Here is a 25,276-nt window from a genome sequence, read left to right on the forward strand (position 1 = left end):
GAGACCATCATGCTGTTCGCCATTCACGCCCTCGACCGCGCCGGCGCGCTACCGACCCGGCTCGCCCATTACGACGCCCACAAGGCTTTCCTGAGCGACACCTCGCGCTTCGGCGTCGAGATCGTGATGTCGGGGCCGCTGGTCTCCGACGACGGCGCGACCATGATCGGCAGCCTGTTCCTGATCGAGGCGCCGGGCCGTGGCGACGTCGAAGCTTTCAATCGCGCCGATCCGTTTGCGGCTGCCGATATCTGGGAAAAGGTCACGATCACGGGCTTCCTGCGCCGCCAAGGTTGAAGGCGACTCAACAAAAAACGCGAAAACAACCCCATGCACAGTAGAACGCCGTTGTTTTTACACACGAATTTTCGTCGCAAACGTCTTTGACTCGTCGGGCAAAACAGGAGCAGAGTGCCATCCTCACCCGATTGTCGAAAGGTTTGCCGCCGGCCTAACGCTAGCCGCTCATCACCGTCGCCCCATCTTCGAGATGACAGGCCACCCACTGCTCGGGTCCAGCCGCGCGCAATGTCGGCTCCTCGGTCCGGCAGCGATCGAACACGAGCGGGCAACGGGTGTGGAAGCGGCACCCGCTCGGCGGGTTGATCGGGCTCGGCACGTCGCCCTTGAGGATGATGGGATTGCGTTGGGCCCCCGGCTCGGGCAGCGGGACCGCCGAGAGCAATGCCTTGGTGTAAGGATGCTTTGGCGCGGCGAAGATCTCGTAGCGCGGCGCCACCTCGACGATCTTGCCGAGATACATCACCGCGACGCGATGGGTCATGTGCTCGACGATCGCGAGATCATGGCTGATGAACAGCAGCGCCAGGCCGAACTCGCGCTGGAGATCCTGCAGCAGATTGACGATCTGGGCCTTGACCGAGACGTCGAGCGCCGAGACCGCCTCGTCGCAGACGATCAGCTCGGGCTCGGCGGCGAGCGCCCGCGCGATGCCGATGCGCTGGCGCTGCCCGCCGGAGAATTCGTGCGGCCTGCGGTTCAGCGCCTCGCGCGGCAGGCGCACGGTATCCATCAGCGCCGTCACGCGGGTCTCGAGATCGATCGCGGATTTGGCGAGGCCGAAATTGCGGATCGGCTCGGCTAGGATGTCGCGCACGCGCATGCGCGGATTGAGGCTCGAGAACGGGTCCTGGAACACCACCTGCACGCGGCGGCGCATCTGGCGCATCGTGCTCGGATGGGCGTCGTCGATACGCTGGCCGTCGAGGATGACCTGCCCTGCCGTGATGTCGAACAGGCGCAGGATCGCACGGCCGACCGTCGATTTGCCGCAGCCGGACTCGCCGACCAGCGAGAGCGTCTCGCCGCGCGCGATCTCGAACGACACGCCGTCCACCGCATAGACCCATTCGGACTTGCGGCTGAACAGGCCCTTTTTGACCGGGAAATGCTTCTTGAGGTCGTTGACCTGGAGCAGCGGGGGACTCATGCCGCGACCGCTCCCTTGGCCGCATAGTGGCAGGCCGCAACGTGACGTGGCCCCTTCTCTTCGAGCCCCGGCGCGTACTGCCGGCACAGATCGGTCGCGAGCGCGCAACGTCCGGCGAAGACGCAGCCGACGATGGGCTTGCGCAGATCGGGCACCTGCCCCGGGATCTCTGCCAGCCGTCTCGCGGTGCCGGTCAGCGACGAGCCGAGCCGCGGCACTGCACCGAGCAGGCCCTGCGTATAGGGATGACGCGGCGATCGGAACAGGTCCGCCACCGGCGCCTCCTCGACCTTACGGCCGGCATACATGACCATGACGCGCTCGGCGATCTCAGCGACGACACCGAGATCATGGGTGATCAGGATAATCGCCGCGCCAACCCGGTGCTTGAGATCCAGCATCAGCTTCAGGATCTGCGCCTGGATCGTCACGTCGAGGGCTGTGGTCGGCTCGTCGGCAATGAGCAGCTTGGGATTGCAGGCGAGTGCAATGGCGATCATGACACGCTGGCGCATGCCGCCGGAGAGCTGATGCGGATATTCGCGCACGCGACGGTTCGGCTCGGGAATGCCGACCAGAATCAACATCTCGATCGCGTGTGCCTCCGCGGCCTGCTTGTCCAGGCCCTGGTGGATCATCAGCGTTTCGCGGATTTGACGCCCGACGGTCAGGACCGGGTTGAGGCTGGTCATTGGCTCCTGAAAAATCATCGAGATGTCGTTGCCGCGGATCGCGCGCATCTCGCGATCCGACAGCTGAAGCAGGTCCTTGCCCGCAAAGCGGATGCTGCCGGAGATCCTGCCCGGCGGTTCCGGGATCAGCCGCATCAGCGACATCGAGGTCACCGACTTGCCGCAGCCGGACTCACCGACGATGGCGAGGGTCTCGCCCTTGTTGACATGGAACGACACGCCTTCGACCGCGCGGTTGATGCCGCTGGGCGTGCGGAAGTGGGTTTGCAAATTCTCGACTTCAAGCAGCGCCATCGGGATCAGCCTCGAAACATCAGAGGCTCTTGGCCATGCGCGGATCGAGCGCATCGCGAAGGCCATCGCCGAGCAGATTGACGGCGAGCACGGTGACGGACAGGAAGGCCGCCGGAAAGAACACGATGTAGGGCTTGACCTGCCACAGCGCCCGCCCCTCGGCCATGATGTTGCCCCAGGACGGAATGGTCGGTGGCGTCCCCGCGCCGATGAAGGACAGGATCGCCTCCGTGATCATCGCACTGGCGCAAATGTAAGTCGCCTGGATCAGCATCGGCGCCAGCGTGTTGGGCAGGATGTGGCGCAGGATGATCATCGGCGTACGCGTGCCGCAGGCGACCGCCGCATCCACATAAGGCTGCTCGCGCAGCGACAGCACGACGCTGCGCACCAGGCGCGAGACGCGTGGAATTTCGGCGACAGTGATGGCCAGGATGACGTTGCCGACGCTGCCGCGTGTCAGCGCCATCAGCGCGATCGCCAGCAGAATCGGCGGGATCGACATCAGGCCATCCATGAAGCGCATCAAGATGCCGTCGGCCCAGCGGATGAAGCCGGAGACGATGCCGATGGCAAGACCGACCGCGGACGCGCATATCGCAACTGACAGTCCGACCGTGAGCGAGACCCGCGCGCCGAACAGCACGCGCGAATAGATGTCGCGGCCGAGGACGTCGCTGCCAAACCAGTAAAGCGCCGACGGCGCGCGGGTGCGCTTGGCCGGCGCAAGTGCGGTCGGATCCACCGTTCCAAGATAAGGTGCGAAGATCGCAATCAGGACCAGAATCAGCAGCAACGTGCCGCCGATGGCGACGGTGGGATGCCCCCGCAGCAGGCCGATGAAGCCGCGCCGGATCACGACGGGCCGAAGAATCTCCGGCAGTTGCGGCGCGAGGACGAAGCCGGCCGGCAGCGCCTGCGGATTGACGGTCGTGTCGGTCAATAGCGGATCCTCGGGTCAACGAGCGTATAAATGACGTCGATCATCAGATTGACGAGGACGTAGACGAAGCTGAACAGCAGCACGATGCCCTGGATGACGGGATAATCGCGGCGCAGGATCGCGTCGATCGTGAGCCGGCCGAGGCCGGGAATCGCGAACACGCTCTCGGTGACGACCGCGCCACCGATAAGGAGCGCGATGCCGATCCCGATCACCGTGATGATCGGCACCGCCGCGTTCTTCAGCGCGTGGACGAACAGGATGCCGCCCTGCCCGAGGCCCTTGGCGCGCGCGGTGCGGATATAATCCTGCTGCAGCACTTCGAGCATGGTGGCCCGCGTGATACGCGCGATCAGTGCGATGTAGACACAGCCGAGTGCGATCGACGGCAGGATCAGGTTTTGCAGCCAGGGCCAGACGCCCTGGGCGAGCGGCGTATAGCCCTGCACGGGAAGCCATTCGAGCTCCAGCGCGAAGATATAGGCGAGGACATAGCCGACGACGAAGACCGGCAGGGAGAAGCCGAACACGGCAAAGGCCATGATGGCCCGGTCGATCAGGCTTCCCGCCTTCCAGGCCGCCAGCACGCCGAGCGGCACCGCGACCACGATCGTGAGCAGGAGCGTGACCATCATCAGCGACAGCGTCGGTCCGAGACGCTGCCCGATCATCGTCGAGACCGGCAAATTGGTGAAGATCGAGGTGCCGAGATCGCCGTGCAGAATGCGCCAGACCCAGCTGCCGAACTGGATCAGGAAGGGCCGATCGAGGCCGAGGCTCTGACGGATGCGCTCCACATCCTCCGGACTTGCCTGATCGCCCGCGATCACCACGGCGGGATCCCCCGGCGCGATGTAGAGCAGGCTGAACACGAACAGCGCGACGATCGCCATCACGGGCAAGGTCGAGGCGATACGCCGGAGGATGTAGGAGAGCATCTGGTTTCAGCGCAGGGTCATGCGGATTTCGACACGCCCCAGAAGAACGGCAGCGGTCCTTTCGTGATGCCGGAGACGTTCTTGCGCCAGGCCGTGTAGCTGAGGAAGAAGCCGGTCGGCGCGTAGACGACGTCCTCGAGCGCGACCTTGTTGAGGCGGGCGACCGCGGCCTTCTCCTCGTCGAGGTTCTTGGCCTCGAACCAGGACGTAACCTCCTTCTCGGTGCCGGGGCTGTTGGGCCAGCCGAACCAGGCCTTGTCGCCGTTGGCGCGAATGGCGGTGTAGGGCGCCGGATTGATGCAGTCCGAACCCGCATGCCAGGTGTGGAACATGTTCCAGCCCCCCTGCCCGGGTGGCGTCTTCTGCGCGCGGCGGGAGCCGACCGTGCCCCAATCGGTCGCGACGAAATCGACATTCATGCCGAGCTTCTTCAGGAGATCGGCGGTCACATCGCCGAACGCCTTGGTGATCGGCTGGTCCTGCGCCACCAGGCACGTCACCGGCTGGCCGGAATAGCCGCTCTCGGCGAGCAGCTTCTTGGCAGCGTCGAGATCGCGCTTGCCCTTCAGGACCTCGCCGCCCGCCTCGGTGTAGAGCGGCGTATCGGGCGTGAAGAAGCCGGGCAGCGACTTCCACAGCGAATTGTCGTCGCCGACGAGCGCACGCATATAGTCTTCCTGGCTCATCGCCATCAGCACTGCGCGCCGCGCTCGCACGTCGTTGAAGGGCGGATACAGGAAGTTCATGCGGAACGAGCCGACATTGCCGAGCGGATCGCCGATGTCGACGCTGATGTTCTTGTTCTTCTTCAGGATCGGGACAAGGTCCGCGATCGGGTTCTCCCACCAGTCGATCTCGCCGTTTTGCAACGCGGCCGCGGCGGTCGCCGGATCGGGCATCACGATCCATTCGACGCGGTCGAGCAGCATCTGCTTGCCGCCGGCGAGCCACGACGCCTTCTCCTGCCGCGGCACATAGTCGGCGAACTTTTCGAACACGGCTTTCGCACCGGGGACCCATTCACCCTTGGCGAACTTCATCGGCCCCGAGCCGACATAATCGCCAATCTGCTTGAACGGGTCGGTCTGCGCAATGCGCTCCGGCATGATGAAGGCGCAAGGCGAGTTGTTCTTGCCAAGCGCATAGAGCATCTTCGGGAATGGCTGCTTCAGCACCCATTTGAAGGTGCGGTCGTCGACAGCGGTGAGTTCCTGTTGCAGCGCCTTGAGCATCAGCCCCATCGGGTCGCGTGCCGCCCAGCGGGTGAGACTCGCAACGACGTCCTTGCTCAGCACCGGCTCGCCGTCGTGGAATTTGAGTCCCGGTCGCAATTTGAACGTCCAGGTGGTGCCGTCGTCGGTCACTTCCTCGGATTCGACCATCTGCCGCTGCGGCTGCAGCGAGGAATCGACGCCGTAGAGCGTATCCCAGACCAGCGCGGCGGCATTGCGCACGACATATTGCGTGCCCCAGATCGGGTCGAAATTGGCGAGGTTTGCTTGCGGCACGAAGCGCAGGGTGCGCGCGGAGGCGCCTTGTGCGATCGCCGGGGCCGAAAGGCCGCTCAATGCCAGACCGCCTGCGCCGGCCAATCCCTTCAATACGGTCCTGCGATCCATGAAATCCTCCCAATAGTGCCGTGATGCCGGCCATCGTTGGCCAAGAACAGGTGAAACCAGAGCTCATTGGCGAGCAAATGGTATGCCACTAACCGGACCTTCGCCAGCGGGATATCCGCACCATTTGGACCGGTCGAGACCTCAAAGCGCGGCCGCCAGCACTGGCCCGGTCTCGATATGCGGGATCGCCTCGACCAGCTTGCGCGTGTAGTCGGTCTTGGGATTGTCGAAAAGCGCCCGGCTCTCGCCCTGCTCCACGATGCCGCCATTGCGCAGCACGATGGTGCGGTCGCAAAGCATGCGCACCACGTTGAGATCGTGGCTGACGAACAGCAGTGCGATGTCGTTCTCGCGCCGCAGGCGGTCCAGCAGTTGCAGTACCACCGCTTGCACGGAGACATCGAGCGCAGCGGTCGGCTCGTCCAGCACCAGGAGCCGCGGCCGGCAGGCGATGGCGCGGGCGATGCCGACGCGGGCCTTCTGGCCGCCGGAGAGCTGATGCGGAAAGCGCGGCAACAGATCCAGCGGCAGCCCTACACGTTCCGCGCAGTCTTCCACCCGCCTGCGCAGCGCATCGCCTCCACGCATACGATCGAGCCGCATCAGGGGATGGGCGATGCAGTCGAAGGCGGTGAAGCGCGGATTGAGGCTCTCGTTCGGGTCCTGGAAGACCATCTGGATGTCTTTGCGGAAGCGCGAGCGGTGAAAGTCGCGCGACGCCACGTGGCCGATCGACTGCCCGTCGAACACGATCTCGCCCTCGCTCGGATCGATCAGGCGGCAGATCATGCGCGACGTCGTGCTCTTGCCGGAGCCGGATTCGCCAACGAGGCCGACGCTCTCGCCGCCGGCCATCGTCATGGAGAAGTCCGCCACCGCCGCGGCGCCCTCGTCGAAGCGTTTTGCGAGCTTGCGCACTTCCAGCAGCGGCGGCGTCCCGTGAACGGGCTCCTGCCTGGGCCTGCTGACGACGGCCGCGTAGCCTTCCCGCTCCTCTTCCGTCACGAGGTCTTCGATTTGGGAGGTCGCAGTCGGCGACGCCGCCACCAGACGCCTGGTATAGGCGTGCTGCGGCGCGCCGAACAGCGTCCTCGGGCTTGCCTCTTCGACGATGCGGCCGCGCTCCATCACGGCGATGCGGCGGCAATATCGCGCCGCGAGGCCGAGATCGTGCGTGATCAGGATCGTCGCCATGCCGCGCGCGGCGGCAATCTCCGCCAGGAGGTCCATCACCACCTTCTGCGTGGTGACGTCGAGCCCGGTTGTCGGCTCATCGGCGATCAACAGCGCGGGATTGCAGGAAATCGCAATCGCGATCATGACGCGCTGGCACATGCCGCCGGAGAGTTCGTGCGGATAGGCGTTCATCCGGGTTTCGGGATCGCGGATCTGGACGGCGCGCAACAGCTCCAGCGCCTCGGCACGGGCGGCGTCCTTCGATATCCGCTTGTGCGTGAGAATCGCGTCCGCGATCTGCAGGCCGATCGCCCGGATCGGATTGAGCGCCGCCCGCGGGTTCTGGAAGATCATCGACATCGCGGCGCCCTGGAGCTGACGGAGATCGTCGCCCCTGAGTTTTGTGACGTCCTGGCCGCGAAACAGGATTTTTCCGCCAGTGACGCGCCCGGCTGCATCGAGCAGCCGCGTCGTGGCAAAACCGGTCACCGACTTGCCCGATCCGCTTTCGCCGACGAGGCCAAGCACCTCCCCGGCTTCGACCGTGAGCGTCACGCCGCGCACGGCCTCGACCATCCCTCGTCGCGTCGAGAATGCGACGTGGAGGTTGTCGATCCTGAGCAAGTCCCCGCTCATGTGCGCATGCGCGGATCGAGAATGTCCCGCATCCCGTCACCGAGGAGATTGAAGCACAGCACGGCCATCATCAACGCGAGGCCCGGGAAGGCCACCAGCCACCATCGCCCCGTCGAGATGAAGCGGGCGCCCTCCGCGACCATGATGCCCCATTCCGGCGTCGGCGGCTTGACGCCAAGGCCGATGAAGGACAGGCCGGCGGCGTTCAGGATCGCCCAGCCGAGATTGAGCGAGATCTGCACCGCCATCGCCGGCAGGATGTTCGGCAGCAGGAAGCGCAGCACCACCGAGAAATGACTCTCGCCGCAGGAACGCGCCGCCTCCACCCAGCCGACATTGCGCCGGACGTTGACCTCGGCGCGCGCGAAGCGGATGTAGAAAGGAAGATTGATGATCGCGGTTGCGATCACGATATTCTCGATCCGGTTGCCGAGGGCTGCAACCATCGCCATCGCCAGAACGAACAGCGGAAAGGCCATCATGACGTCGACGAAGCGGCCGACCGAGCGGTCGAGCCTGCCGCCGGCATAGCCGCAGAAGGAGCCGACGACGGCGCCGATCACGAAGGAGATGCCGACCGCCGAGACCGCGATGGCGAGATCGAGCCGGGCCGCAACGACGAGGCGGCTGAACACGTCGCGCCCAAGCTGGTCGGTGCCGGCAAGATGCGCCGCGCTCGGCGGCTGCAGGGCTTCCGAGACATTGGAGACGACGGGATCATAGGGCACGAGCCACGGTCCGAAGATCGCGACCAGGACAAACAGCAGGACACCGGCCGCGGCGACGCCGGTCAGCGGGTTGCCGCGCAAAATCCAGACCGAATGGCGGAGGGTTGCGCTGGTCATCCGATCGACACCCTGGGATCGGCGATGCCGTAGCAGATGTCGACCACGAGATTGACCAGCACGAAGATGCCAGCCATCAGCAGCACAAAACCCTGCACCGGCGCATAGTCGGACGACAGCAGCGCGTCGAGCGCATAGGAGGCGACGCCCGGCCAGGAGAACACCTTCTCCACGAGGACGTTCGCGCCAAGCATGGTCGAGAACACGATGCCGGCAATGGTGATGACGGGAAGGATCGCATTGCGCAGCGCATAGGTGACGACGACCTTCTGCCAGGACAAGCCGACCGAGCGCGCGGTGCGCACGAAATCGCTGCCGAGCGAGACCAGCATCGAGGCACGCGTGATCCGCGCCAGCGGCGCGATGACGAACAGTGCCATGCTCACCGCCGGCAGGATCAGCTGCTTGCAGGCCGCCCACCAGCCCTCGATGTCGCCCGTGAGCAGGAAATCGACCGACAGGAAGCCGGTGCGCTGCGGCGGCAGCGAGGTGAAGACGTCGATCCGCCCGGTCGGATCAGGCGCAAGACCGAGCAGATAGTAGAAGACATAGATCAGCAGCAGGCCCGAGACGAAGGTCGGCACGCAGACGCCGAGCGCGCAGAACAGCCGCACGCCGTGATCGACCAGCGATCCCGGTTTCAGGGCTGCGACCACGCCGAGCGGCACCGCCGCGATCAGCGCGATCAGGAGCGCCGTGAAGGTCAACTCCAGCGAGGCCGGCAGCCGTTCGCGAAGGTCCTTCAGGACCGGCTGTCCCGTCATCATGGAGCGGCCAAGATTGCCGCGGCCGATATCGGACAGATAAAACACGAGCTGCTCCGGCACCGACTTGTCGAGCCCCATCTGCTTGCGGATCTGCTCGATCTCCTCCTTGCCGGCATTGGGCCCCGAGGCGAAGAATACCGCGGGATCTCCGGGGAGGACCCGCATCAGCAGAAAGGTGAAGACCAGCACGCCGAACAATGCCGGCAGCGACGACAGAAGCCGCCTTCCCGCCCGCACCACCGTCGCACCAAAACCGGTCATCACCACTCAGAGCCCTTGCATGTCGAGATTACTTGCGGCTGACGTCGCGATAGTCGACCTGACGATGGAACTCGTAGGTATAGCCCTCGATCGACGAAGCCATCACGGCGTCCTGGTTCGGCTGCCACAGCGGGATCTGCGGCATCTCGCTGAAATGGATCGCATTGAGCTTGCGGCCATCCTCCTCGTACTTGGCCTTGTCGGGCTCGAAGCGCGCTTCCTGCGCGATCGTCGCCAGCTCCGGATTGTTGATCGAGCTGTAATTCCAGCGCTGATTGCCGGTGTAGAAGTTGCGGTAGAAGTAATCGGTCGAGGGCAGCCAGGCGACGATGCCTTCCGTGAACAAGGGCAGCTTCTTCTCGTTGATCTGCGTCGACATCTGCGCGTCCGGCAGCTTCTGGATGTCGACCTTGATCCCAATCTTGGCAAGCGATTCCTTCACGAGCGCCGCCATCGGCTCCGCGGTCGAGGCCTGGCCGACGTTGAAGCTGAAGGTGGTCGAAAAACCCTCCGGGAGTCCAGCGGCCTTCAAATATTCCCTCGCCTTGTCGAGATCGGTCTTCACCGGCGCCTGGAACGGATAGATCCCGTTCAGCGGCTTGCCATCCGGCCAAGTCGCACCGAACAGCGGCGCGCCGCGGCCGAACAGGGCAGCCTTGAACATGTCCTCATAGGGCAGCGCGAATGCGACGGCGCGGCGGACATTGACGTTGTCGAAGGGCGGGATCTGGTTGTTCATCGAGACGAAGGTGATCGAATTGTATTGCGGCGTCGAGATCACCTTGAGCTTGCCCTTGGCCTCGAGCGACTGCACGTCGCTGGCCTGGAGATCGACGACGAGATCGGCGTCGCCGCGCTCGACCAGATTGGCGCGGGTCGCGGGCTCCGGCACGGACTGCACGATCACGCGCTTGAAGAACGCCGGCTTGCCGGGCGAGCCGCGGTTCCAGTCCTCGTTGCGCTTGATGATCACCTGCTCGCCAGGCTTGAAGCTCTCGATCACGTAAGCGCCGCTGCCGGCGGTGTGCTCCTTCAGCCACGCCGTGGCCCAGGGATCTTCCGGGGTCGCGTGCTCCTTGGCGACCTTCGAGTTGATGATCAGCGGGTAGACCGTGGCGAGATTGGGCAGCGCGAGCTTGTCAGGCTTCGGCAGCGTCACTTCGATCGTGAGGGGATCGATCACCTTGAACTGGTCGGCCGACGTCAGCGATCCCGTCAGCAATTGCGCCTTGCCGAGGATCGGCGCGGTGACGCAGCGATCGAGCGACCATTTGACGTCCTCGGCAGTCACGGGCGAGCCGTCCTGGAACTTGGCATCCTTGCGCAGACGGAACGTCAGCTTCAGTCCGTCCGGGCTGACGTCGTAGGATTCGGCGAGCTCGCCGGTGATCTTGTCGAGATCGAACACCCATTTGCCGTTGAGCTGCTTGCGGCCGAACGCGACAAGGCGGTCGTAGGTGCTCATGCTCAGCGCGAAGGATTCGCGCGTCGAGCCCGGGATGTTGGGATCAAGGGTGTTGACGGACGCGCCGGTGACATAGCGCAACGTCTCGGCCCTGGTCTGCGCTTGCGAGGGCGCGGTGGCGACGAGCAACAACGCGGTGGTGGCGAGCACGGAGGATGCCGACCTGAAAGACACAAAACGCATTTGTTTTCCCCAAAATTCTCGACAGGAACGCCAGCAGGACAGGTTAAGAAAGAAGCAAGTTGCGCGCCAGTCTCATGATGCGCTCTTGCGGACGCTTTGTCGCGGCGGCGCATGGACAATCATCGCGATTCCTCCATGTTTCGCGCTGGCCGCGTGACCACGGCCTGCGGCACGTCATAGGCGCGGAGCGAGGCCCAGTGCCGTTCGACATCGGCGCGGAACAGGCCGCGCGTCAGGCCATTGACCAGCTTCGGCACTGCGGTCGTCATCGCGTTGATCGACGATCCCGAAGGGCCAAAACTCATGGTGGAGGCGATGGCGAAAAGATGGATATTCGAGATCCACGGCGTCCCGCCCGCGACACGCTCGGTGAAGGCGTAGTCGTCGGCGAGATAGGGAAAGCGGCCGAGCCGCGCGCTGCGTTCGCTCTCCGGGGGATGGTAGCGGTCGGCCCAGGTTGCGATATTGCCGGCAAATGTGCGCAGCTCGCCACGTCCAGAAAAATCCATGTCGATGCCGGTGCCGCAGATGACGAAATCGGCCGCGATGACGCCGCGCGGCGTCTGCAATTCGATGCCCTTGCCGGTCTCGCGCGCGGCCTCAAGCGGAGCGCCCTCGTGCAATGTGAAATTGGCATGGCGCGCACAGCGATCATAGGTCGGCTGCGGAAAGCCTTCGCGCATCTCGAGGATGGTGCGCATGAAGCGCCAGCGCCAGGCATCATCGAGATCGCTGAGATGGCGGAGGAAGCCGCGAAACGTCAGCCAGCGATAGGGCTGGATCAGCTGGATCTGCGCCCGACGACACAGCAGATGCACCTCCGCCGCGCCCGCTTCCAGCGCGGTTGCCGCATTGTCGAAGGCAGATGCGCCGGCGCCGATCACGGCGACGCGCTTGCCGCGAAGGTTTTCGAAATCGATGTCATCTGCGACAGTTGCGACCGAGCTCATGGGCAGATGGCTCAGCGGCTCGGGGATCATCCAGTTTCCCATCCCCTCCTGCCCCGTCGCCAGCACGATCTTGCGCGCATGGAGCGTCTCGACGCCATCGCCACGTTTCACGCGTGCAGCTAGCAAACCATCCGCCGCCGGCCGGATTTCCAGGAGCTCGCAGCCGTTCCGAACCGGCAATGCGATCGTACGTCGCAGCCAGAGCAAATACTCGGCCCAGTGCTCCCTCAGGATCAGATTCAGCGTCTGCCAGCTTTCCTTGCCGAAGCGGGCCTCGTGCCAGGACTGATAGGTCAGGCTCGGAATATCGAGGTCTGGTCCCGTATAGTCCTTCGGGCTGCGCAGCGTCGGCATGCGGGCATAGGTGAGCCACGGGCCTTCCTTCCCCTCCTCGGCCTTGTCGAGCAGCAGGATGTTGCTGACGCGGGAGCGCATCAGGCCGAAGCCGATGGCGATGCCGGATTGGCCGGCGCCGATCACGAGCACATCCAGCGTCGGCTTGCCGTCCGGTCCTGTCTTCGGTTCGAGCCAGGCGGCACCGGGATGCGCAATCCGGGCGAGATCGGCGCGAACGTTCACTTCGAGCTCTGTCAGCGCATTGCTCATGCCGCGAGCCAGCCTCCGTCGACCACCATCACCGTGCCGGTCGTGAACGAGGACGCATCGCTGGCGAGGTGCAGCGCAGTCTGCGCGATCTCCTCGGCCTGGCCGAACCGCTTCATGGCGTGGCGATTGCGGGAGGTTTCCCGCACCTCATCCGCATTGGCGTGACGGGCAAAGCTGCGGCGAAGCATCGGCGTGTCGATCGCACCGGGCGCAATCGCGTTGACGCGAATGCCGTCCGCCGCGAAATCCACCGCCATCGTCCGCGTCAGGCTGATAATCGCGCCCTTGGCCGCAATATAGGCGCTGTTGTCCTTGCCGCCGGCAATCGCAAGCTGCGATGCCAGCGTAATGATCGAGCCACTGTTCTGCCGCTGCATCTGCGGCACGGCCGCCCGCGCCCACAGCCAGGTGCCGCCGACATTGGTGCGGAACACCGCATCCCAGTCGTCCGGGCTCGTCGTCAACACGGTGCCGCCGCAGGAGAAGCCGGCGGCGGTCATGATGACATCGAGCCGACCGTGCCGCGCCATGACGTCTCCGACGACGGTTTCGGCAAAGCTGGCGTCGCCGACGTCACCGACATACGCCGTCGCTCCGCCCACAAGGCTCAACGTTTCCTGAAGGCCCGCGGGATCGCGATCGACCAGAGCGAGATGCGCGCCCTCTTCCGCGAATAGCTTTGCACTGGCGCGGCCGATGCCGGAGCCTGCGCCTGTGATGATGGCCGTGCGCCCCTGCAGCCGCATCTCAGATCCACTCCTTGTGCTGCGTCAACCAGGCGCTCATCGCGACCGCCGACTCGGCGCAGCCGAACCTCGCGCGCCAGCCGAATTCATCCGCCATCCGGTTCACCGACAGCGGCGCGCGATGGGGCCCATGCAGCTTGATGAGGGTCTTCTCGCCGGGCGCCGCGAGCCGGCACTCCAGGCTGGGATGCAACGCCGCAAAGGCCTCGCCCCATTGCAGCGCAGGCCAAAGCCCTCCACTGGAGACGTTGTAGAGCCGGTGGCGCGGCCGCTCGGCCTCGATCAGCCGTGCAACGGCTTCGGCGGCATCCGGCGCGTAGATCCAGTCCCGCATGCCCACTTCGGGCATGATCGCCGGCTCGCCGCGGGCGAACGCGGCCAAGATCTGGAACTGGAGGCTTGGCGTGTCGCGCACAGAGCTTGGTCGCTCCCACGGTCCGAACAGCGCGCTCAGCCGCACGCTCAGGAAATCGCCGCCGAAGAGCTCGGCATGACGCGCCACCGATCGCTCCGAGGTAAACTTGCTGATGGCGTAGAACGAGACCGGATCGCAAGGCGTGTCCTCGTCCAGAATCTCGACCCGCGCACCCGCAGCACCATAGGCCGATGCCGAGGAGAGATTGACGACCCGTCGCACGCCACGACGGATCGCGGAGAGCAGGATCGGGATCTGCGCCATCACGTTGATTTCGAGAACGCGCGCAGTCGATGCTCTCTCCAATTCATCACCGGCGGTGATCGCGGCTCCAAGCACGATCGCATCAACGCCTTCGGCGATGAGGGCATCGATGGCATCGGCGTCGGTGATATCGCCCTGCACGGCTTTGAGCCGTGCGCCGTAGCCGGCAAGAGACCGCCGCGCGGATGGCGGCAACTCTGCACGATCATACAGCGTGACGTCATGCCCACGCGCGAGCAGCACCTCGGCGAGATTGAGGCCGACAAAGCCGGTGCCGCCGAAGATGACGATTTTCATCGCGCGCGATCCGCCATCACAGTAGCTTCGCTCCGAAATTACGTTCAGGATCCATGTCGGCCACGAGCCGGCCGGTGGGCTTGGCCGCCTCGCCGCCGCTGCGTGCCAGGAACTGGCCGCTGCCGGCGCTCGCGAGGCACTTGTTGCCGTCGATGATCACCCGGCCGCGCGACAGCACCGACACCGGCCAACCCTTCAGCTTCCGTCCCGCAAACGGCGTGTAGCCGGCGAGGTCGTGCATCATCTCATCGGCGATCACGGTCTCGCGATCGGGATCCCAGATCGCGATATCGGCATCGGCGCCGATCGCGATCGAGCCCTTGCGCGGATGCAGATTGTAGATCTTGGCCGGCGCGGTCGAGGTCAGCTCGACGAATTTTTCCAGACCCAACCGTCCTTTCGAGACCATCGCGTCAAACAGCAGCGGCAGGCGCAGCTCCAGTCCCGGCAGGCCGTTGGCGACCTGCTTGAAATTGGGATTTGGGCCGGCGCGCAGCTTGCCGGTCTCGTCGTAACGATACGGCGCGTGATCCGACGAGATGGTCTGGAGATCGCCGAGCGACAGCGCCTGCCACAGCGCCTCCTGGTCGGCATGCGTCCGCGGTGGCGGGCTGCACATCCACTTGGCGCCCTCGGCACCGGGCTTGTCGAGATCCGCTGCGGTCAGGAACAGGTACTGCGGACAGGTTTCGGCAAACACCTTCAACCCCTGCCCACGCGAATCCCGGATCACCTTGGCGCCCTCGGCTGTCGAGACGTGGAAGATCATGATGGGCTGGTCGATCAGTGCCGCCATGCCGATCAGCCGGGTGAAGGCCTCCGCCTCCGAGACGCGGGCGTGGCTGACGGCGTGATATTTCGGCATGGTGTAGCCGCGCGCGAGCAGCCGCTTCACCATCCAGGCGATGATGCCGTGGTTTTCGGCATGGGCGCACAGCATCGCGCCGGACTGGCGCGCGGCCAGAAGAATGTCCAGCAGCGGCTCGTCGTCGACCTTGAGCCGGTCGTAGGTCATGAAGATCTTGATCGAGGCGTGGCCCTGCTTCACCAGCGCCGGAATGTGCTCCTCGACTGTTTCCTTGGTCGCATCCGCAATGATCATGTGAAAGGCGTAGTCGATCACGGCGCCCTTCTTGGCGAGGGCGTGATAATCCTCCACCACCTGCGGCAGCTTCATGCCGACATGCTGGGCGGCAAACGGGATCACCGTCGTCGTACCGCCGAAGGCAGCCGAGACGGTCGCGCTCTCGAAGGTGTCGGCGTTCATGATGCCGGCAGCGGACAATTGCTCGATATGAGCGTGGCTGTCGACGCCGCCGGGTAGAACGAGCTTCCCGCGCGCGTCGATCTCGCGCTTCGCCGGCGGAAGCCCGCGCCCGATCGCGGCGATGGTCTCGCCGGAGATGGCGACATCGGCGTCAAAGACATCGGTCGTCGTCGCGACGCGCCCACCGCGAATAATCAGATCGTAAGCGGGTTCAGTCATGAGGCACTCCATGATAGGCTCAAGCCAAGTGATCGAAATTTTGCAGGAAGACCAGCATGTCCCGACCGCGCATTCTCGTCATCAATCCGAACTCCAACCCTGCTGTCACACAGGGGCTGGAGGACGCGCTGAAGCCGCTCGGCTTCGAAGGCGGGCCGGAGCTGGTCTGCCAGACGCTGGCCGAGGGCCCGTTCGGCATTGAAAGCCAGGCCGATGTCGACGGCGTCGCCATGCCGTTGCGCCGGCTGGTCGAGGGCGACAACAGCTCGGCTGCCTTTGTCATCGCCTGTTACAGCGATCCCGGGCTTCAGGTCTGCCGCGAAGGCACCGACCGGCCCGTGTTCGGCATCGCCGAATGCGGCGTGCTGACCGCGCTGGCCCGCGCAGAAACGTTTGGCGTCATCGCGATCGCCCAGCGCTCGATCCCGCGTCACATGCGCTATCTCAGGCAAATGGGACTGACCGAACGCCTCGCCGGCGAGCGGCCGCTCAACATGAGCGTCGCGGAAACCGCCTCGGGCGAAGGCACGCTCGCCAAAATGATCGATGTCGGCCGCGCGCTGCGCGACGAGGACGGCGCCCGTGCCATCGTGATGGGCTGCGCCGGCATGGCGCGGCACCGCCGCCCGCTGGAAGACGCGCTCGGCATTGCCGTGATCGACCCGACACAGGCGGCCGTCACGATGGCGCTGGGTACGGTGCAGTTCTCGAATCACTAGGCGTCCTTCAGCTCTTTGGCGTCCTGCCGCGCGAGCCATTGCGCGTGGCTCTCGCGGACAAGCGCAAACGTATCCCGCTGCGTCGTGTAGAGATTGCCGAACATGCGGCCGATCGGCCGGTAGGCGTCGAGGTCGACATACATGTTGGCCTCGTCCACGAGGCCCTCGCGGGCGTGAACCCGGAGCACTTCGCCGACCAGCAGCTCGCGATCGGGCGAAAAATTGAGCACGACGTGGCGCCGGCATTCGAGCGCAAAGGGTGCTGCGGCAAGGCGCGGCACCTTCACGTCGATCGAGGGAAGGGTCGCCAGGCCTGCCGCTACGACCTCGCTGTCACCGGACGGAAAGTCGACCGCGCAGTCGTTCATCGCCCCCGACAGCGCCTCGTCCACCATGTGAACGACGAACTCGCCGTCGCGATGGATGTTGCGGGTGGTGTCCTTCGGGCTGTGATCCGGCTTGTGCTGGAGACCGAGCACGATCAGCGCCGGACTCTCCGAGAACACGTTGAAGAAGCTGAACGGCGCGGCATTGACCGCACCGTTCGCGTCGAGCGTCGTCACCAGCGCAATCGGCCGCGGCACCACCACGCCGCAGAGCAGCTTGTAGCGGTCGCGCGGATCGAGCTCGCGCAGGGGAATACCTGATGTGCCCTTATCCGCCATCGACATCACTTCTCCGGCGGCGGCACAGCGCCGGTCTGGCTCGTGATCAGACCGTAATGCTCGATACGGCGATGCTGCGCGAAATTGAAGATCGTGGTCTTGCCGAAGTTTGTGGCATCGAGGTCGCAAGGGTGGACCAGCAGTTCGTCCTCCTCCGTCTTCGCTTCGGCGACGATTTGGCCATTGGGATCGACGATCAGGCTGCCGCCGAACAGCGGGTGTCCGTCCTCGTTACCGGCCTTGGCCACCGCGACCACCCAGGTCGCGTTCTGATAGGCGCCGGCCTGCGCCGAGAGGCGGTTGTGGAACAGGCGTTTCTCGACGCCCTCATCGCTCCTCTCCGCATTCACGGACGGGGTGTTGTAGCCGATCAGTACCATCTCGACCCCCTGCAAGCCCATCACGCGATAGGTCTCCGGCCAGCGCCGGTCGTTGCAGATGGCCATACCGATGATGCCGCCGAGCTCGCGCCAGACATTGAAGCCGAGATCGCCCGGCTCGAAATAGCGTTTCTCCAGATGCTGATGCGAGCGCTTGGTGTCGTATTCCACATGGCCGGGCAAATGGATCTTGCGATATTTGCCGACGATCTTGCCGGATTTGTCGGTCAGGATCGCGGTGTTGAAGTGATGCCCGTCCGGCGTCAGCTCCGCATACCCGAAATTCATCGCCATCTGGTGCTGCGCCGCGCGCTCGAACAACGGCCGGGTCGCCGCGTTCGGCATCTCGCGCTCGAACCAATTGTCGAACTCGGCCCGGTCCTCCACATACCAGCGCGGGAAGAAGGTCGTGAGCGCCAGTTCCGGATAGACGATCAGGTCGGCGCGCTTGCTCTTGGCCTCATCCATCAGCGCGATCATGCGCTCGACCACGGCCTCGCGGCTGTCGGCTTTCTGGATCGGGCCCATCTGGGCGGCGGCAACATTGACGGTACGCATCGGCGATTTCCTGGTGATGTCTTGTGTGAAGCAACAGTTTCAATCACGTGCCGGCGCGCGCAGCATAACGCAGCATCGCCCGGACTTTCCAGCCGGTGGCTGCCGATCGGCATGGTGTGCGCTGCACGCTCATTTCTGCTCCGCATCGGCAACATCCAGGCCATGGTCGAGTGCATCCAGAAGCTGCCCGGCCTCATGCTCGGAGATCACGAGTGGCGGTGCGAGGAACAGCGAGGTCTGCTCGCCGCTGGTCCCGATCACAGCGCCTGCGTCCAGGGCCCGCTCCGCGACGCGGGAGGCGATCGGCACCTCGGTGGTGTCGGCATGCCAGGAGCGCCAGTCCGGCCCGTGCAGCTCGACGGTCCAGTGCAGGCCCTGCCCCGCCACGCGCCGCACGCTCGGATGTTTCTGCGCGATGGCGAGCAGGCGCCGGGCGAACAGCTTTTCCAGGCCCCTCACGTGCTCCAAAATCTTGTCTTCGTTGACGACCTTCAGATATGCGCTGACGGCGGCCATGCTGATGGGATGCCCGCGAAGCGTGCCGTAATTCTGCCAGCTCGTGCCTTTGAGCCGCTCGACGATGGCTTTCGACACCACCACCGCGGCAACCGCCGCCGCGCCGCCACCTAGCGATTTTCCAAGCGTCACGATGTCAGGACGGCTCTCGGCGCCCTGGAACGCGAACCAGCGCCCGGCGCGGCCTGCTCCGGTCACCACTTCGTCGGCGATCCAGTATGAGCCAACCTGCCGCGCGCACCGCGCCACCTCGTCCTGGTAGGCGCCATCGTAGTAGATGCCGCCTTGCGTGTAGTCGATGATCGTCGCTGCCGTATCCGAAAGCAGGCGCGTGGCATCGGCCAGATATTCGCTGGGCGGGGTGTTGTTGGCGGGCGCGCCGTAGATCGCGCCGTGCGGTGCCGGCAATATCCGCACCGGCGCCATCGGCGCCGGCAGCTTTGAGCCGCCTGAGTGCACCGCAAGGCCGCCATGCCATTGCGGCTGCACGGTCATGCTGCGCGACAGGCCCGTAATGCCGTGATAGGCGCGTTCGCGCGTTGCCAGCGCGGATCGCTGCGTCAGCGCCTGACAGAGCGACAGCGCCATGTCGTTGGCCTCGCTGCCGCTGATGCAGAAGCGCACCGCGCCGACCCAATCCTCTTCGCCGCTGAACGCCGTGGCCATCAAATCGTCAGCGGCCTGCTCGCGGCCGACCCAGGTCCAGCCCTCGTTCACGACGGGCGTATCCGCGGCGCGGCGGATCGCCTCCACCATCGCGGGATGACGATGTCCGAGGCCGCCGCCGGTGTTGCTGCCGTCGATGAGCTTGCGACCATCCGACAGATGAAAATAGACGCCCTCGCCGCCGACCACGGCCATGGGCGCACTGTCGCCGGCATTGAGCCCGGTTCGCAACAATCTGCTCATTGCAATCCCTTCATTCCGCGGCCTCGACGCCGTAGCCACCACCGCCGCAGGTCTCGATCGTGACGAGATCGCCTTGCTGCAGCACCAGGTTCGACTTGCCGTCGATCGCGACGCTCGCACCCTGCCGGATCAGCGAAATGCGGCAGGCCTTGCCGGGTTCGCCGCCCTGCATGCCGAACGGCGCCATCACCATGCGCTCGATGCAGGTGGTCAGATGCATCGACGGCGCCAGGATGCGATAGGTACGAATGACGCCGTCCCCGCCGCGATGGGCGCCCGCGCCGCCGGACTGCCAGCGAATGGCCTGCTGCTCGATGCGGATGGCGTAATTCGCCTCGATCACCTCGACCGGCGTGTTCGAGGTGTTGGACAGATGCACCCGCGTCGCCGAGATGCCGGCCCGATCATGCCGCGCGCCCTCGCCACCGCCGTGGACCTCGTAGAGCATCTTCCATGAACCATTCTGTCGCGGCTCGGCGAAGAAGAGGACACCTGCCGTGGTCGCCCCGCCGGCCGACAGACGTTCGGGAATGGTGTGCTGCATGGCGCGGAAGATCGCATCGACGATGCGCATCGAGGTCTCGTGGTTGCCGGCTGCAACCGAGGCATTCCACCCCGGTTCCAGGATCGAACCCGGGCGCGTGATGATGGTCAGCGGCCGCAGCGCGCCCGCGTTCTGGTTCATGTCGCGCCCGCTCATGATGCGCGCGGCATAGGCTACCGCCGAACGCGCCATGAACGGCGTGGTGTTGCAGAAATTCGAGACGCGGTCGCAGCTTCCCGAAAGGTCGAAGGTCGCTTCGTCGCCTGCGATGGTGATCTTGACATGAATGCGCGCGGGCGCGTCATCGACGCCGCCGTCGTCCAGATAATCCTCGCCCTCGTAGACGCCATCAGGCAGATCGCGCAACGCCTCGCGCATCTCGATTTCGGAGAGATCGTGCAGGCGCGACTGCGCCGCCGTGAAGACCGCCTTGCCGTGCTCGCGGCAGAGCTCGACGATGCGCTTCTCGCCGGCTTTCGTTGCGGCGATCTGGGCGAGCAGATCGCCTTCGCAGGAGTCGGGATCGCGAACATTGGCCTTGAGCAGCTGCACGATCGGCGTATTGACGCCGCTTGCCGTGGCGATCAGAACCGGCGGAATGCGCATCGCTTCCTGGAAGGTGTCGATGGCTTTCGCAAAATAGCTGCCGGGCCAGGTGCCGCCGATATCGGGCCAATGCGCGAGGCTGACCGCGAACGCGACGATCTCGCCATCGACGAAGACCGGCCGCACGACCTTGACGTCGTTGAGATGATTGCCGCCGAGCGGGCCGACATTGTAGATCAGTGCGTCGCCGTCGTTCAGGCTGTCCCGCGGCACCACTTTCAGCAATTCGAGGACCGTATAGGCCATCGCGCCGAGATGGATCGGGATGTCGCGGCCCTGCCCGACCAGGTCGCCGCGGCCGTCCGTGATCGCCGACGACAGGTCGCCGGCCTCGCGCAGCAGCGGCGAGCGCGCCGAGCGCGTCATCACCAGGCTCATCTCCTCGGCCGCGGCCGAGAGCCCGTGCCTGATGACCTCGACGACGAACGGATCGAGCTTCATGCCGTCCCCCGCGTCAGGAACAGATTGCCTGAAACATCAGGCCTCGCCTGCCAGCGGGGCGGAACCACCACGGTCGACCATGCGTCTTCAATGATGGCCGGGCCGCTGACGATCTCGGTCAGCGAGGCGCGGTCGATGATGCGTGTGGCAATGTCGTGAAAGCCGTTGAACGAGCAGGTGCGCTCGCCTTTGGATACCGCCCTGACTGCGACGGCCGGCCGATTCACGACGGTCGTCGATGGACGGCGTGCCTGCACCCGCACGGACTCGATGACGCAGCTCTCGCCCGTCGCATAGCCGAACAGCTCGTGGTGCCGGGCCAGAAAATCCTTCTTCAGCGTGACCACGTCGAGCGGTCGCGCGAACGGCACCGGAATGGCGTCGTTCTGCGCGGCGTAGCGCATCAAGGCCACCAGCTCGATCTGAATCTCGGTCGTGGCCACGCCGTTGGCGACGAGCGGCGCCGAAGCATCGTCAATCAGCACCCCGATCCGCTCCGACACACGGGCGAGGTCGATGCCGTCAAGCGCAGCACGCAAGGTTTGCTGCTGGAGGAAGCTGAAATCGGCAGTGAGACAGCCCAGCGCCGAAAACGCACTCGACGCGCTGGGAACGACCACCTCGGCAATCCCGTAGAGATCGGCAAGCCCCGCGGCGTGCATTGGGCCGCCACCGCCAAAGGCGAGCAGCGTGCAATCGCGTCCGTCGATGCCGCGCTCGACCGTGACGCGGCGGAGCGCACGCGCCATTGTCGCATTCGCGACCTTGATGATGCCGAGCGCGGTTTCGGTCAGGCTCAGCCCCAGAGTGCGCGCGATCGGCGCGATGACATCACTGGCTGCCTTGATATTGATTCCGATCCGGTCGCCGAGCCTGGTTTCGGGATTGAGATAGCCGAGCACGGCGTTGGCGTCGGTGATGGTCGGCTCGGTACCACCGCGGCCGTAGCAGGCCGGTCCCGGCTCGGAGCCGGCGCTTTCCGGTCCGACGGTCAGGCTGCCGGGACCATGGCGCACGATTGATCCGCCGCCCGCTCCGATCGAATGAACCGCAAGCATCGGCTGACGCAGCGGCTTGTCACCGAGCATGCGGCCGTCTGTCATCTCGGCCTGGCCGTCGACGATCAGGCACACGTCGGTCGTGGTGCCGCCCATGTCGAACGTCAGCATGCGCGATGTGCCGAGCTGACGCGCGATGCTGACCGATGCCGAGACGCCGGCCGCCGGGCCCGACATCGCCATCACCAGCGGCCGCCGCTTTACCGCCGAGATCGGGACCATGGCGCCGGCCGAATGAAACACCTGCAGGCCGGGGCCGATCGGCAACCGCTGCTCCAGCTCGCTGAGATATTCGACGGCAATCGGCATCGCGGCCGCATTGAACACGGTCGCCGACGTCCGCTCATATTCGCGCGCCTCGGGATTGACCTCGTGCGACAGCGAGACGTGGGCGACGACGCCCTTGAGCCGCTCGCCGAGCATCTTCTCGTGCACCGGATTGGCGTAGGCATGAAGCAGCGCGACCGCGACGCTCTGCACGCCAGTCATTTTCAGCCAGGCCACCAAGCGCTCGATCTCCGCTTCATCCAGCGCCTTCAGCACCCGGCCCTCGTGGTCGAGGCGCTCGGCCAGGCCAAAACATCGTTCGGGCGGCACCAGCGGCGGCGATTTTGGCGGGACGTCGAGACGGTAGAGATCGCGCCGACGATAGCGCGCGATCTCTAGCACGTCGGCAAAGCCTTCGGTCGCCACCAGCGCCACTTTTGGCAGCCGTCCTTCGACGATGGCGTTGGTCACGCGCGTGGTGCCGTGGACGAAGCGCTTGACCTCGCTCTTGCGCAGGCCCACCGCCTCGATCGCCTCCAGCATCGCCTGAACCGGCGCCTGCGGGCGCGATGGCACTTTCGCGATCCGCGCCTCCGCGGGGGAGTGCCGGATCGCGATGATGTCGGTGAAGGTGCCACCGATATCGGTGCCGACTTCCCAGTGATTTTCGTCAGCGCTCATGTGTGGGTCAGCTGCGGACGACATTCGAACCGGACGCCGGGTGGTTCCCGTCCGTCGCGAAATTCAATCCCAAGCCGAGCGCGCTCATCGTCATCCCCTGTCATGCCACCGCTTGCGAGCGTGCGACAGAGCGATGGGCTCGGGATAGGGTCAGCGTTGTCGCAACGCACTGGAGCAGCCCGCGACCGGCGCGGCGCGCCAAGGCACATTTTAGTGCAGCGCTGCCCGCGGGGAGTGCAAATTCCTGTGGATCGTTCCACGCGGGATAAGTGCAGCGCACCACGTATTTCCTCGGACGAAACGCCACATCCGCTGCACTGCAATCCATGCGCCGCGCACGCGCTGTCTAATTTGCAGGCGATCGACTGGCGCTACGGGCCATGCGATTGCTTATGAGCTATGCATGGCAGTCGGCTCAGCCTCTCTTTATTGTACGATCAGTAAGCGTGGTTTTGCCCGCTCAACGCATCGCGACCAAGCGGCGCCAGCCGATGATGATGCCCGTGATGGAGAACAGAAAGCCGAGGGCGCAGAGTCCGACGACCAAGCCGTCGCGCAGCAACGGACGCGCGACGAGGACCGGAAAATCCAGCGTGTGCAGCGCGCCGTAGAACCACCGATAAGCCCGTCGCGACGAATCCAGCCTTTGCAGCAAATTGCCGTCGGCGCCGTCGATGTCGAACCAGAGGTCGCCGCAGTAGGAGCGGTAGACCGGGGCGCCTGGGACGGTGGACTGCGCGGGATAGCTGTTGTTGACGGCAAGGACCGACGTTACGCCGCAGCCGGCCGCGAGGCGCGCGGTCAGCTCTTGGACCTCATGAACATCCAGAGATCCCGTTGGTCCATCGCGGGGCGCGTCGCCTGCCTTGGTCAAGGTCTGACCGGCAAGCCCGGTCCGGTCCCGCCGATAGAGATTGCCGTTGAAGGCAAACCATTCGATCTCACGGGCCGACGGCGATACAGGCTGCCGATCGAGCGATGCAGCCGCTGCCCAGTTCGGTGAAGCGTTCATCACGCTGGATTCAGCCGAGGTCAATTGCCCACGCGAGAACAGCCGGCCGTGATCCATGGAGAGCCAGCCACTGAATATCCAGCTCAGCACGAAGACCATCGCAGCGAGGCCGATGAGATGATGCAGGGCATGCCAGCCACGATAGGGCGAGCCGATCAGACCGCGCCGAGGTTTGATCCGCGCAAGCCCGAGCACAGCGCCAAGCAAAGCTGCGATCAGGGCCAGCAGCGACAAGGTCCAGACCACGCGATCCCACAGCGACCAGTTGCTTCGCAGGACTGTTGGATAGATCCAGTGCAGCACGCTCCCGACGAGATTCCATCCGCGCTCGCTGCGCGTCGTATCCAGGACGATCTCGCCGGTGCGCGAGGAGACATAGACCTCCGTTCCGGCGGGATCGCCCAGGGCAGCCCGAAACAAGGGCCGATGGCGGTCAAAGCCGTTCGGCACGCTCCATTGGTCGTAGTCCGAACGCGCAACGATCGCGGCCCGCGCGGCATCAAGCCCACGGCTGCGTGCGTGATCTCGCGCGATGGCCAGCGCGACGCCGAAAGACGTGATCGACGCGTCGGCCCCATCGGAGGCGCGGACTGCGCCCGCGCGCGACGGCCCTGAGACGACATAGACCAGTCCATCGCTGCGCTGGATCAGGCGAACGCGCGTCGCATCCGCGATGCCGCTTGCGGCCACGGCATCGGCGACCGCAAGCCTCGTCTCAGCGCTAGCCAGCGGCACGAGCCCGGCAAAGCGTTCCGTTTCCGTCAGAGATGGAAACGGAACGAAGTGCATCACGATTCCCGTCGCGAACCACATCGCGAACAGCAGGCAGAACGCGACCCCGAGCCATCGATGCAGCAGGACGATCGCGCGCATCATCGATCAGCGTC

The 25,276-nt window shown here is 65.1% G+C and carries 21 protein-coding genes; 2 read left to right on the forward strand and 19 right to left on the reverse strand.

Features of this window, described 5'->3' with window-relative positions; translation table 11 throughout:
- The first annotated feature begins 9 nt into the window (after positions 1 to 9).
- Positions 10 to 297 carry a YciI family protein gene (locus tag ACVIN2_RS06845; protein WP_456765001.1) on the forward strand — a complete coding sequence of 96 codons (288 nt, stop codon included), beginning with the start codon at positions 10 to 12 and terminating at the stop codon, positions 295 to 297.
- 160 nt (positions 298 to 457) lie between these two features.
- Here ACVIN2_RS06845 and ACVIN2_RS06850 read toward each other — a convergent pair whose 3' ends face one another.
- From ACVIN2_RS06850 to hydA, 13 genes are all read right to left on the reverse strand, one after another.
- The gene (locus tag ACVIN2_RS06850) at positions 458 to 1,450 is read right to left on the reverse strand and encodes an ABC transporter ATP-binding protein (RefSeq protein WP_456765002.1); all 993 of its coding nucleotides are present in this window, start codon (positions 1,448 to 1,450) and stop codon (positions 458 to 460) included.
- The gene (locus tag ACVIN2_RS06855) at positions 1,447 to 2,436 is read right to left on the reverse strand and encodes an ABC transporter ATP-binding protein (RefSeq protein WP_456765003.1); all 990 of its coding nucleotides are present in this window, start codon (positions 2,434 to 2,436) and stop codon (positions 1,447 to 1,449) included. Before ACVIN2_RS06855 ends, ACVIN2_RS06850 begins: the two co-directional genes overlap by 4 nt.
- Positions 2,437 to 2,455: 19 nt before the next feature.
- The gene (locus ACVIN2_RS06860) at positions 2,456 to 3,379 is read right to left on the reverse strand and encodes an ABC transporter permease (protein ID WP_456765004.1); all 924 of its coding nucleotides are present in this window, start codon (positions 3,377 to 3,379) and stop codon (positions 2,456 to 2,458) included.
- Positions 3,376 to 4,317, reverse strand: a complete 942-nt coding sequence (locus ACVIN2_RS06865; RefSeq protein WP_456765005.1) for an ABC transporter permease — start codon at positions 4,315 to 4,317, stop codon at positions 3,376 to 3,378. The genes ACVIN2_RS06860 and ACVIN2_RS06865 overlap by 4 nt, the downstream gene beginning before the upstream one ends.
- 17 nt (positions 4,318 to 4,334) lie before the next feature.
- Positions 4,335 to 5,936, reverse strand: coding sequence for an ABC transporter substrate-binding protein (locus ACVIN2_RS06870; protein WP_456765006.1), 1,602 nt, complete (start codon positions 5,934 to 5,936; stop codon positions 4,335 to 4,337).
- A 141-nt stretch (positions 5,937 to 6,077) separates the two neighbouring features.
- Positions 6,078 to 7,748 carry a nickel ABC transporter ATP-binding protein NikE gene (gene nikE, locus ACVIN2_RS06875; protein WP_456765007.1) on the reverse strand — a complete coding sequence of 557 codons (1,671 nt, stop codon included), beginning with the start codon at positions 7,746 to 7,748 and terminating at the stop codon, positions 6,078 to 6,080.
- Positions 7,745 to 8,593, reverse strand: a complete 849-nt coding sequence (locus tag ACVIN2_RS06880; protein ID WP_007608569.1) for an ABC transporter permease — start codon at positions 8,591 to 8,593, stop codon at positions 7,745 to 7,747. The genes nikE and ACVIN2_RS06880 overlap by 4 nt, the downstream gene beginning before the upstream one ends.
- Positions 8,590 to 9,624, reverse strand: coding sequence for an ABC transporter permease (locus tag ACVIN2_RS06885; RefSeq protein ID WP_456765008.1), 1,035 nt, complete (start codon positions 9,622 to 9,624; stop codon positions 8,590 to 8,592). Before ACVIN2_RS06885 ends, ACVIN2_RS06880 begins: the two co-directional genes overlap by 4 nt.
- Positions 9,625 to 9,649: 25 nt before the next feature.
- Entirely contained in the window at positions 9,650 to 11,269 is a 1,620-nt protein-coding gene (locus ACVIN2_RS06890) for an ABC transporter substrate-binding protein (RefSeq protein ID WP_456765009.1), read from the reverse strand.
- 119 nt (positions 11,270 to 11,388) lie between these two features.
- On the reverse strand, positions 11,389 to 12,825 hold the full coding sequence (locus ACVIN2_RS06895; protein ID WP_456765010.1) for an NAD(P)-binding domain-containing protein: 1,437 nt from the start codon (positions 12,823 to 12,825) through the stop codon (positions 11,389 to 11,391).
- Positions 12,822 to 13,571, reverse strand: coding sequence for an SDR family oxidoreductase (locus ACVIN2_RS06900; RefSeq protein ID WP_456765011.1), 750 nt, complete (start codon positions 13,569 to 13,571; stop codon positions 12,822 to 12,824). The genes ACVIN2_RS06895 and ACVIN2_RS06900 overlap by 4 nt, the downstream gene beginning before the upstream one ends.
- 1 nt (position 13,572) lies before the next feature.
- Entirely contained in the window at positions 13,573 to 14,547 is a 975-nt protein-coding gene (locus ACVIN2_RS06905; protein ID WP_456765012.1) for an NAD-dependent epimerase/dehydratase family protein, read from the reverse strand.
- A gap of 16 nt (positions 14,548 to 14,563) precedes the next feature.
- Positions 14,564 to 16,033: a dihydropyrimidinase gene (gene hydA / locus ACVIN2_RS06910; RefSeq protein WP_456765013.1), complete on the reverse strand. Its 1,470-nt coding sequence runs from the start codon at positions 16,031 to 16,033 to the stop codon at positions 14,564 to 14,566.
- A gap of 56 nt (positions 16,034 to 16,089) precedes the next feature.
- Here hydA and ACVIN2_RS06915 point away from each other — a divergent pair, with 56 nt between their 5' ends.
- A complete protein-coding gene (locus tag ACVIN2_RS06915; protein ID WP_456765014.1) occupies positions 16,090 to 16,752 on the forward strand; it encodes an aspartate/glutamate racemase family protein in 663 nt (220 codons plus the stop codon).
- Here ACVIN2_RS06915 and ACVIN2_RS06920 read toward each other — a convergent pair.
- The 6 genes from ACVIN2_RS06920 to ACVIN2_RS06945 all read right to left on the reverse strand — a co-directional run bounded on the left by ACVIN2_RS06920 (position 16,749) and on the right by ACVIN2_RS06945 (position 25,265).
- A complete protein-coding gene (locus ACVIN2_RS06920) occupies positions 16,749 to 17,417 on the reverse strand; it encodes a flavin reductase family protein (RefSeq protein ID WP_456769662.1) in 669 nt (222 codons plus the stop codon). The two genes, ACVIN2_RS06915 and ACVIN2_RS06920, sit on opposite strands and share 4 nt — an antisense overlap.
- Before the next feature lie 5 nt (positions 17,418 to 17,422).
- Positions 17,423 to 18,355, reverse strand: a complete 933-nt coding sequence (locus ACVIN2_RS06925) for an N-carbamoyl-D-amino-acid hydrolase (protein WP_456765015.1) — start codon at positions 18,353 to 18,355, stop codon at positions 17,423 to 17,425.
- Positions 18,356 to 18,484: 129 nt separating this feature from the next.
- Positions 18,485 to 19,780 (reverse strand): aminotransferase class III-fold pyridoxal phosphate-dependent enzyme, encoded by a 1,296-nt coding sequence (locus ACVIN2_RS06930; protein ID WP_456765016.1) that lies wholly within the window; start codon positions 19,778 to 19,780, stop codon positions 18,485 to 18,487.
- Positions 19,781 to 19,790: 10 nt separating this feature from the next.
- Entirely contained in the window at positions 19,791 to 21,371 is a 1,581-nt protein-coding gene (locus ACVIN2_RS06935; RefSeq protein WP_456765017.1) for a hydantoinase B/oxoprolinase family protein, read from the reverse strand.
- Positions 21,368 to 23,377, reverse strand: a complete 2,010-nt coding sequence (locus tag ACVIN2_RS06940; RefSeq protein WP_456765018.1) for a hydantoinase/oxoprolinase family protein — start codon at positions 23,375 to 23,377, stop codon at positions 21,368 to 21,370. The genes ACVIN2_RS06935 and ACVIN2_RS06940 overlap by 4 nt, the downstream gene beginning before the upstream one ends.
- 460 nt (positions 23,378 to 23,837) lie before the next feature.
- On the reverse strand, positions 23,838 to 25,265 hold the full coding sequence (locus ACVIN2_RS06945) for a PepSY domain-containing protein (protein WP_456765019.1): 1,428 nt from the start codon (positions 25,263 to 25,265) through the stop codon (positions 23,838 to 23,840).
- Positions 25,266 to 25,276 lie beyond the last annotated feature (11 nt).

The organism is Bradyrhizobium sp. USDA 3650 (assembly GCF_054057395.1).

Bases quoted from the DNA above. Each gene is read 5' to 3' on its own strand.
- ACVIN2_RS06845 (WP_456765001.1), top strand. From the start codon at position 10: ATGCTGTTCGCCATTCACGCCCTCGACCGCGCCGGCGCGCTACCGACC.
- ACVIN2_RS06850 (WP_456765002.1), bottom strand. From the start codon at position 1,450: ATGAGTCCCCCGCTGCTCCAGGTCAACGACCTCAAGAAGCATTTCCCG.
- ACVIN2_RS06855 (WP_456765003.1), bottom strand. From the start codon at position 2,436: ATGGCGCTGCTTGAAGTCGAGAATTTGCAAACCCACTTCCGCACGCCC.
- ACVIN2_RS06865 (WP_456765005.1), bottom strand. From the start codon at position 4,317: ATGCTCTCCTACATCCTCCGGCGTATCGCCTCGACCTTGCCCGTGATG.
- ACVIN2_RS06870 (WP_456765006.1), bottom strand. From the start codon at position 5,936: ATGGATCGCAGGACCGTATTGAAGGGATTGGCCGGCGCAGGCGGTCTG.
- nikE (WP_456765007.1), bottom strand. From the start codon at position 7,748: ATGAGCGGGGACTTGCTCAGGATCGACAACCTCCACGTCGCATTCTCG.
- ACVIN2_RS06880 (WP_007608569.1), bottom strand. From the start codon at position 8,593: ATGACCAGCGCAACCCTCCGCCATTCGGTCTGGATTTTGCGCGGCAAC.
- ACVIN2_RS06890 (WP_456765009.1), bottom strand. From the start codon at position 11,269: ATGCGTTTTGTGTCTTTCAGGTCGGCATCCTCCGTGCTCGCCACCACC.
- ACVIN2_RS06895 (WP_456765010.1), bottom strand. From the start codon at position 12,825: ATGAGCAATGCGCTGACAGAGCTCGAAGTGAACGTTCGCGCCGATCTC.
- ACVIN2_RS06900 (WP_456765011.1), bottom strand. From the start codon at position 13,571: ATGCGGCTGCAGGGGCGCACGGCCATCATCACAGGCGCAGGCTCCGGC.
- ACVIN2_RS06905 (WP_456765012.1), bottom strand. From the start codon at position 14,547: ATGAAAATCGTCATCTTCGGCGGCACCGGCTTTGTCGGCCTCAATCTC.
- hydA (WP_456765013.1), bottom strand. From the start codon at position 16,033: ATGACTGAACCCGCTTACGATCTGATTATTCGCGGTGGGCGCGTCGCG.
- ACVIN2_RS06915 (WP_456765014.1), top strand. From the start codon at position 16,090: ATGTCCCGACCGCGCATTCTCGTCATCAATCCGAACTCCAACCCTGCT.
- ACVIN2_RS06920 (WP_456769662.1), bottom strand. From the start codon at position 17,417: ATGGCGGATAAGGGCACATCAGGTATTCCCCTGCGCGAGCTCGATCCG.
- ACVIN2_RS06925 (WP_456765015.1), bottom strand. From the start codon at position 18,355: ATGCGTACCGTCAATGTTGCCGCCGCCCAGATGGGCCCGATCCAGAAA.
- ACVIN2_RS06930 (WP_456765016.1), bottom strand. From the start codon at position 19,780: ATGAGCAGATTGTTGCGAACCGGGCTCAATGCCGGCGACAGTGCGCCC.
- ACVIN2_RS06935 (WP_456765017.1), bottom strand. From the start codon at position 21,371: ATGAAGCTCGATCCGTTCGTCGTCGAGGTCATCAGGCACGGGCTCTCG.
- ACVIN2_RS06940 (WP_456765018.1), bottom strand. From the start codon at position 23,377: ATGAGCGCTGACGAAAATCACTGGGAAGTCGGCACCGATATCGGTGGC.
- ACVIN2_RS06945 (WP_456765019.1), bottom strand. From the start codon at position 25,265: ATGATGCGCGCGATCGTCCTGCTGCATCGATGGCTCGGGGTCGCGTTC.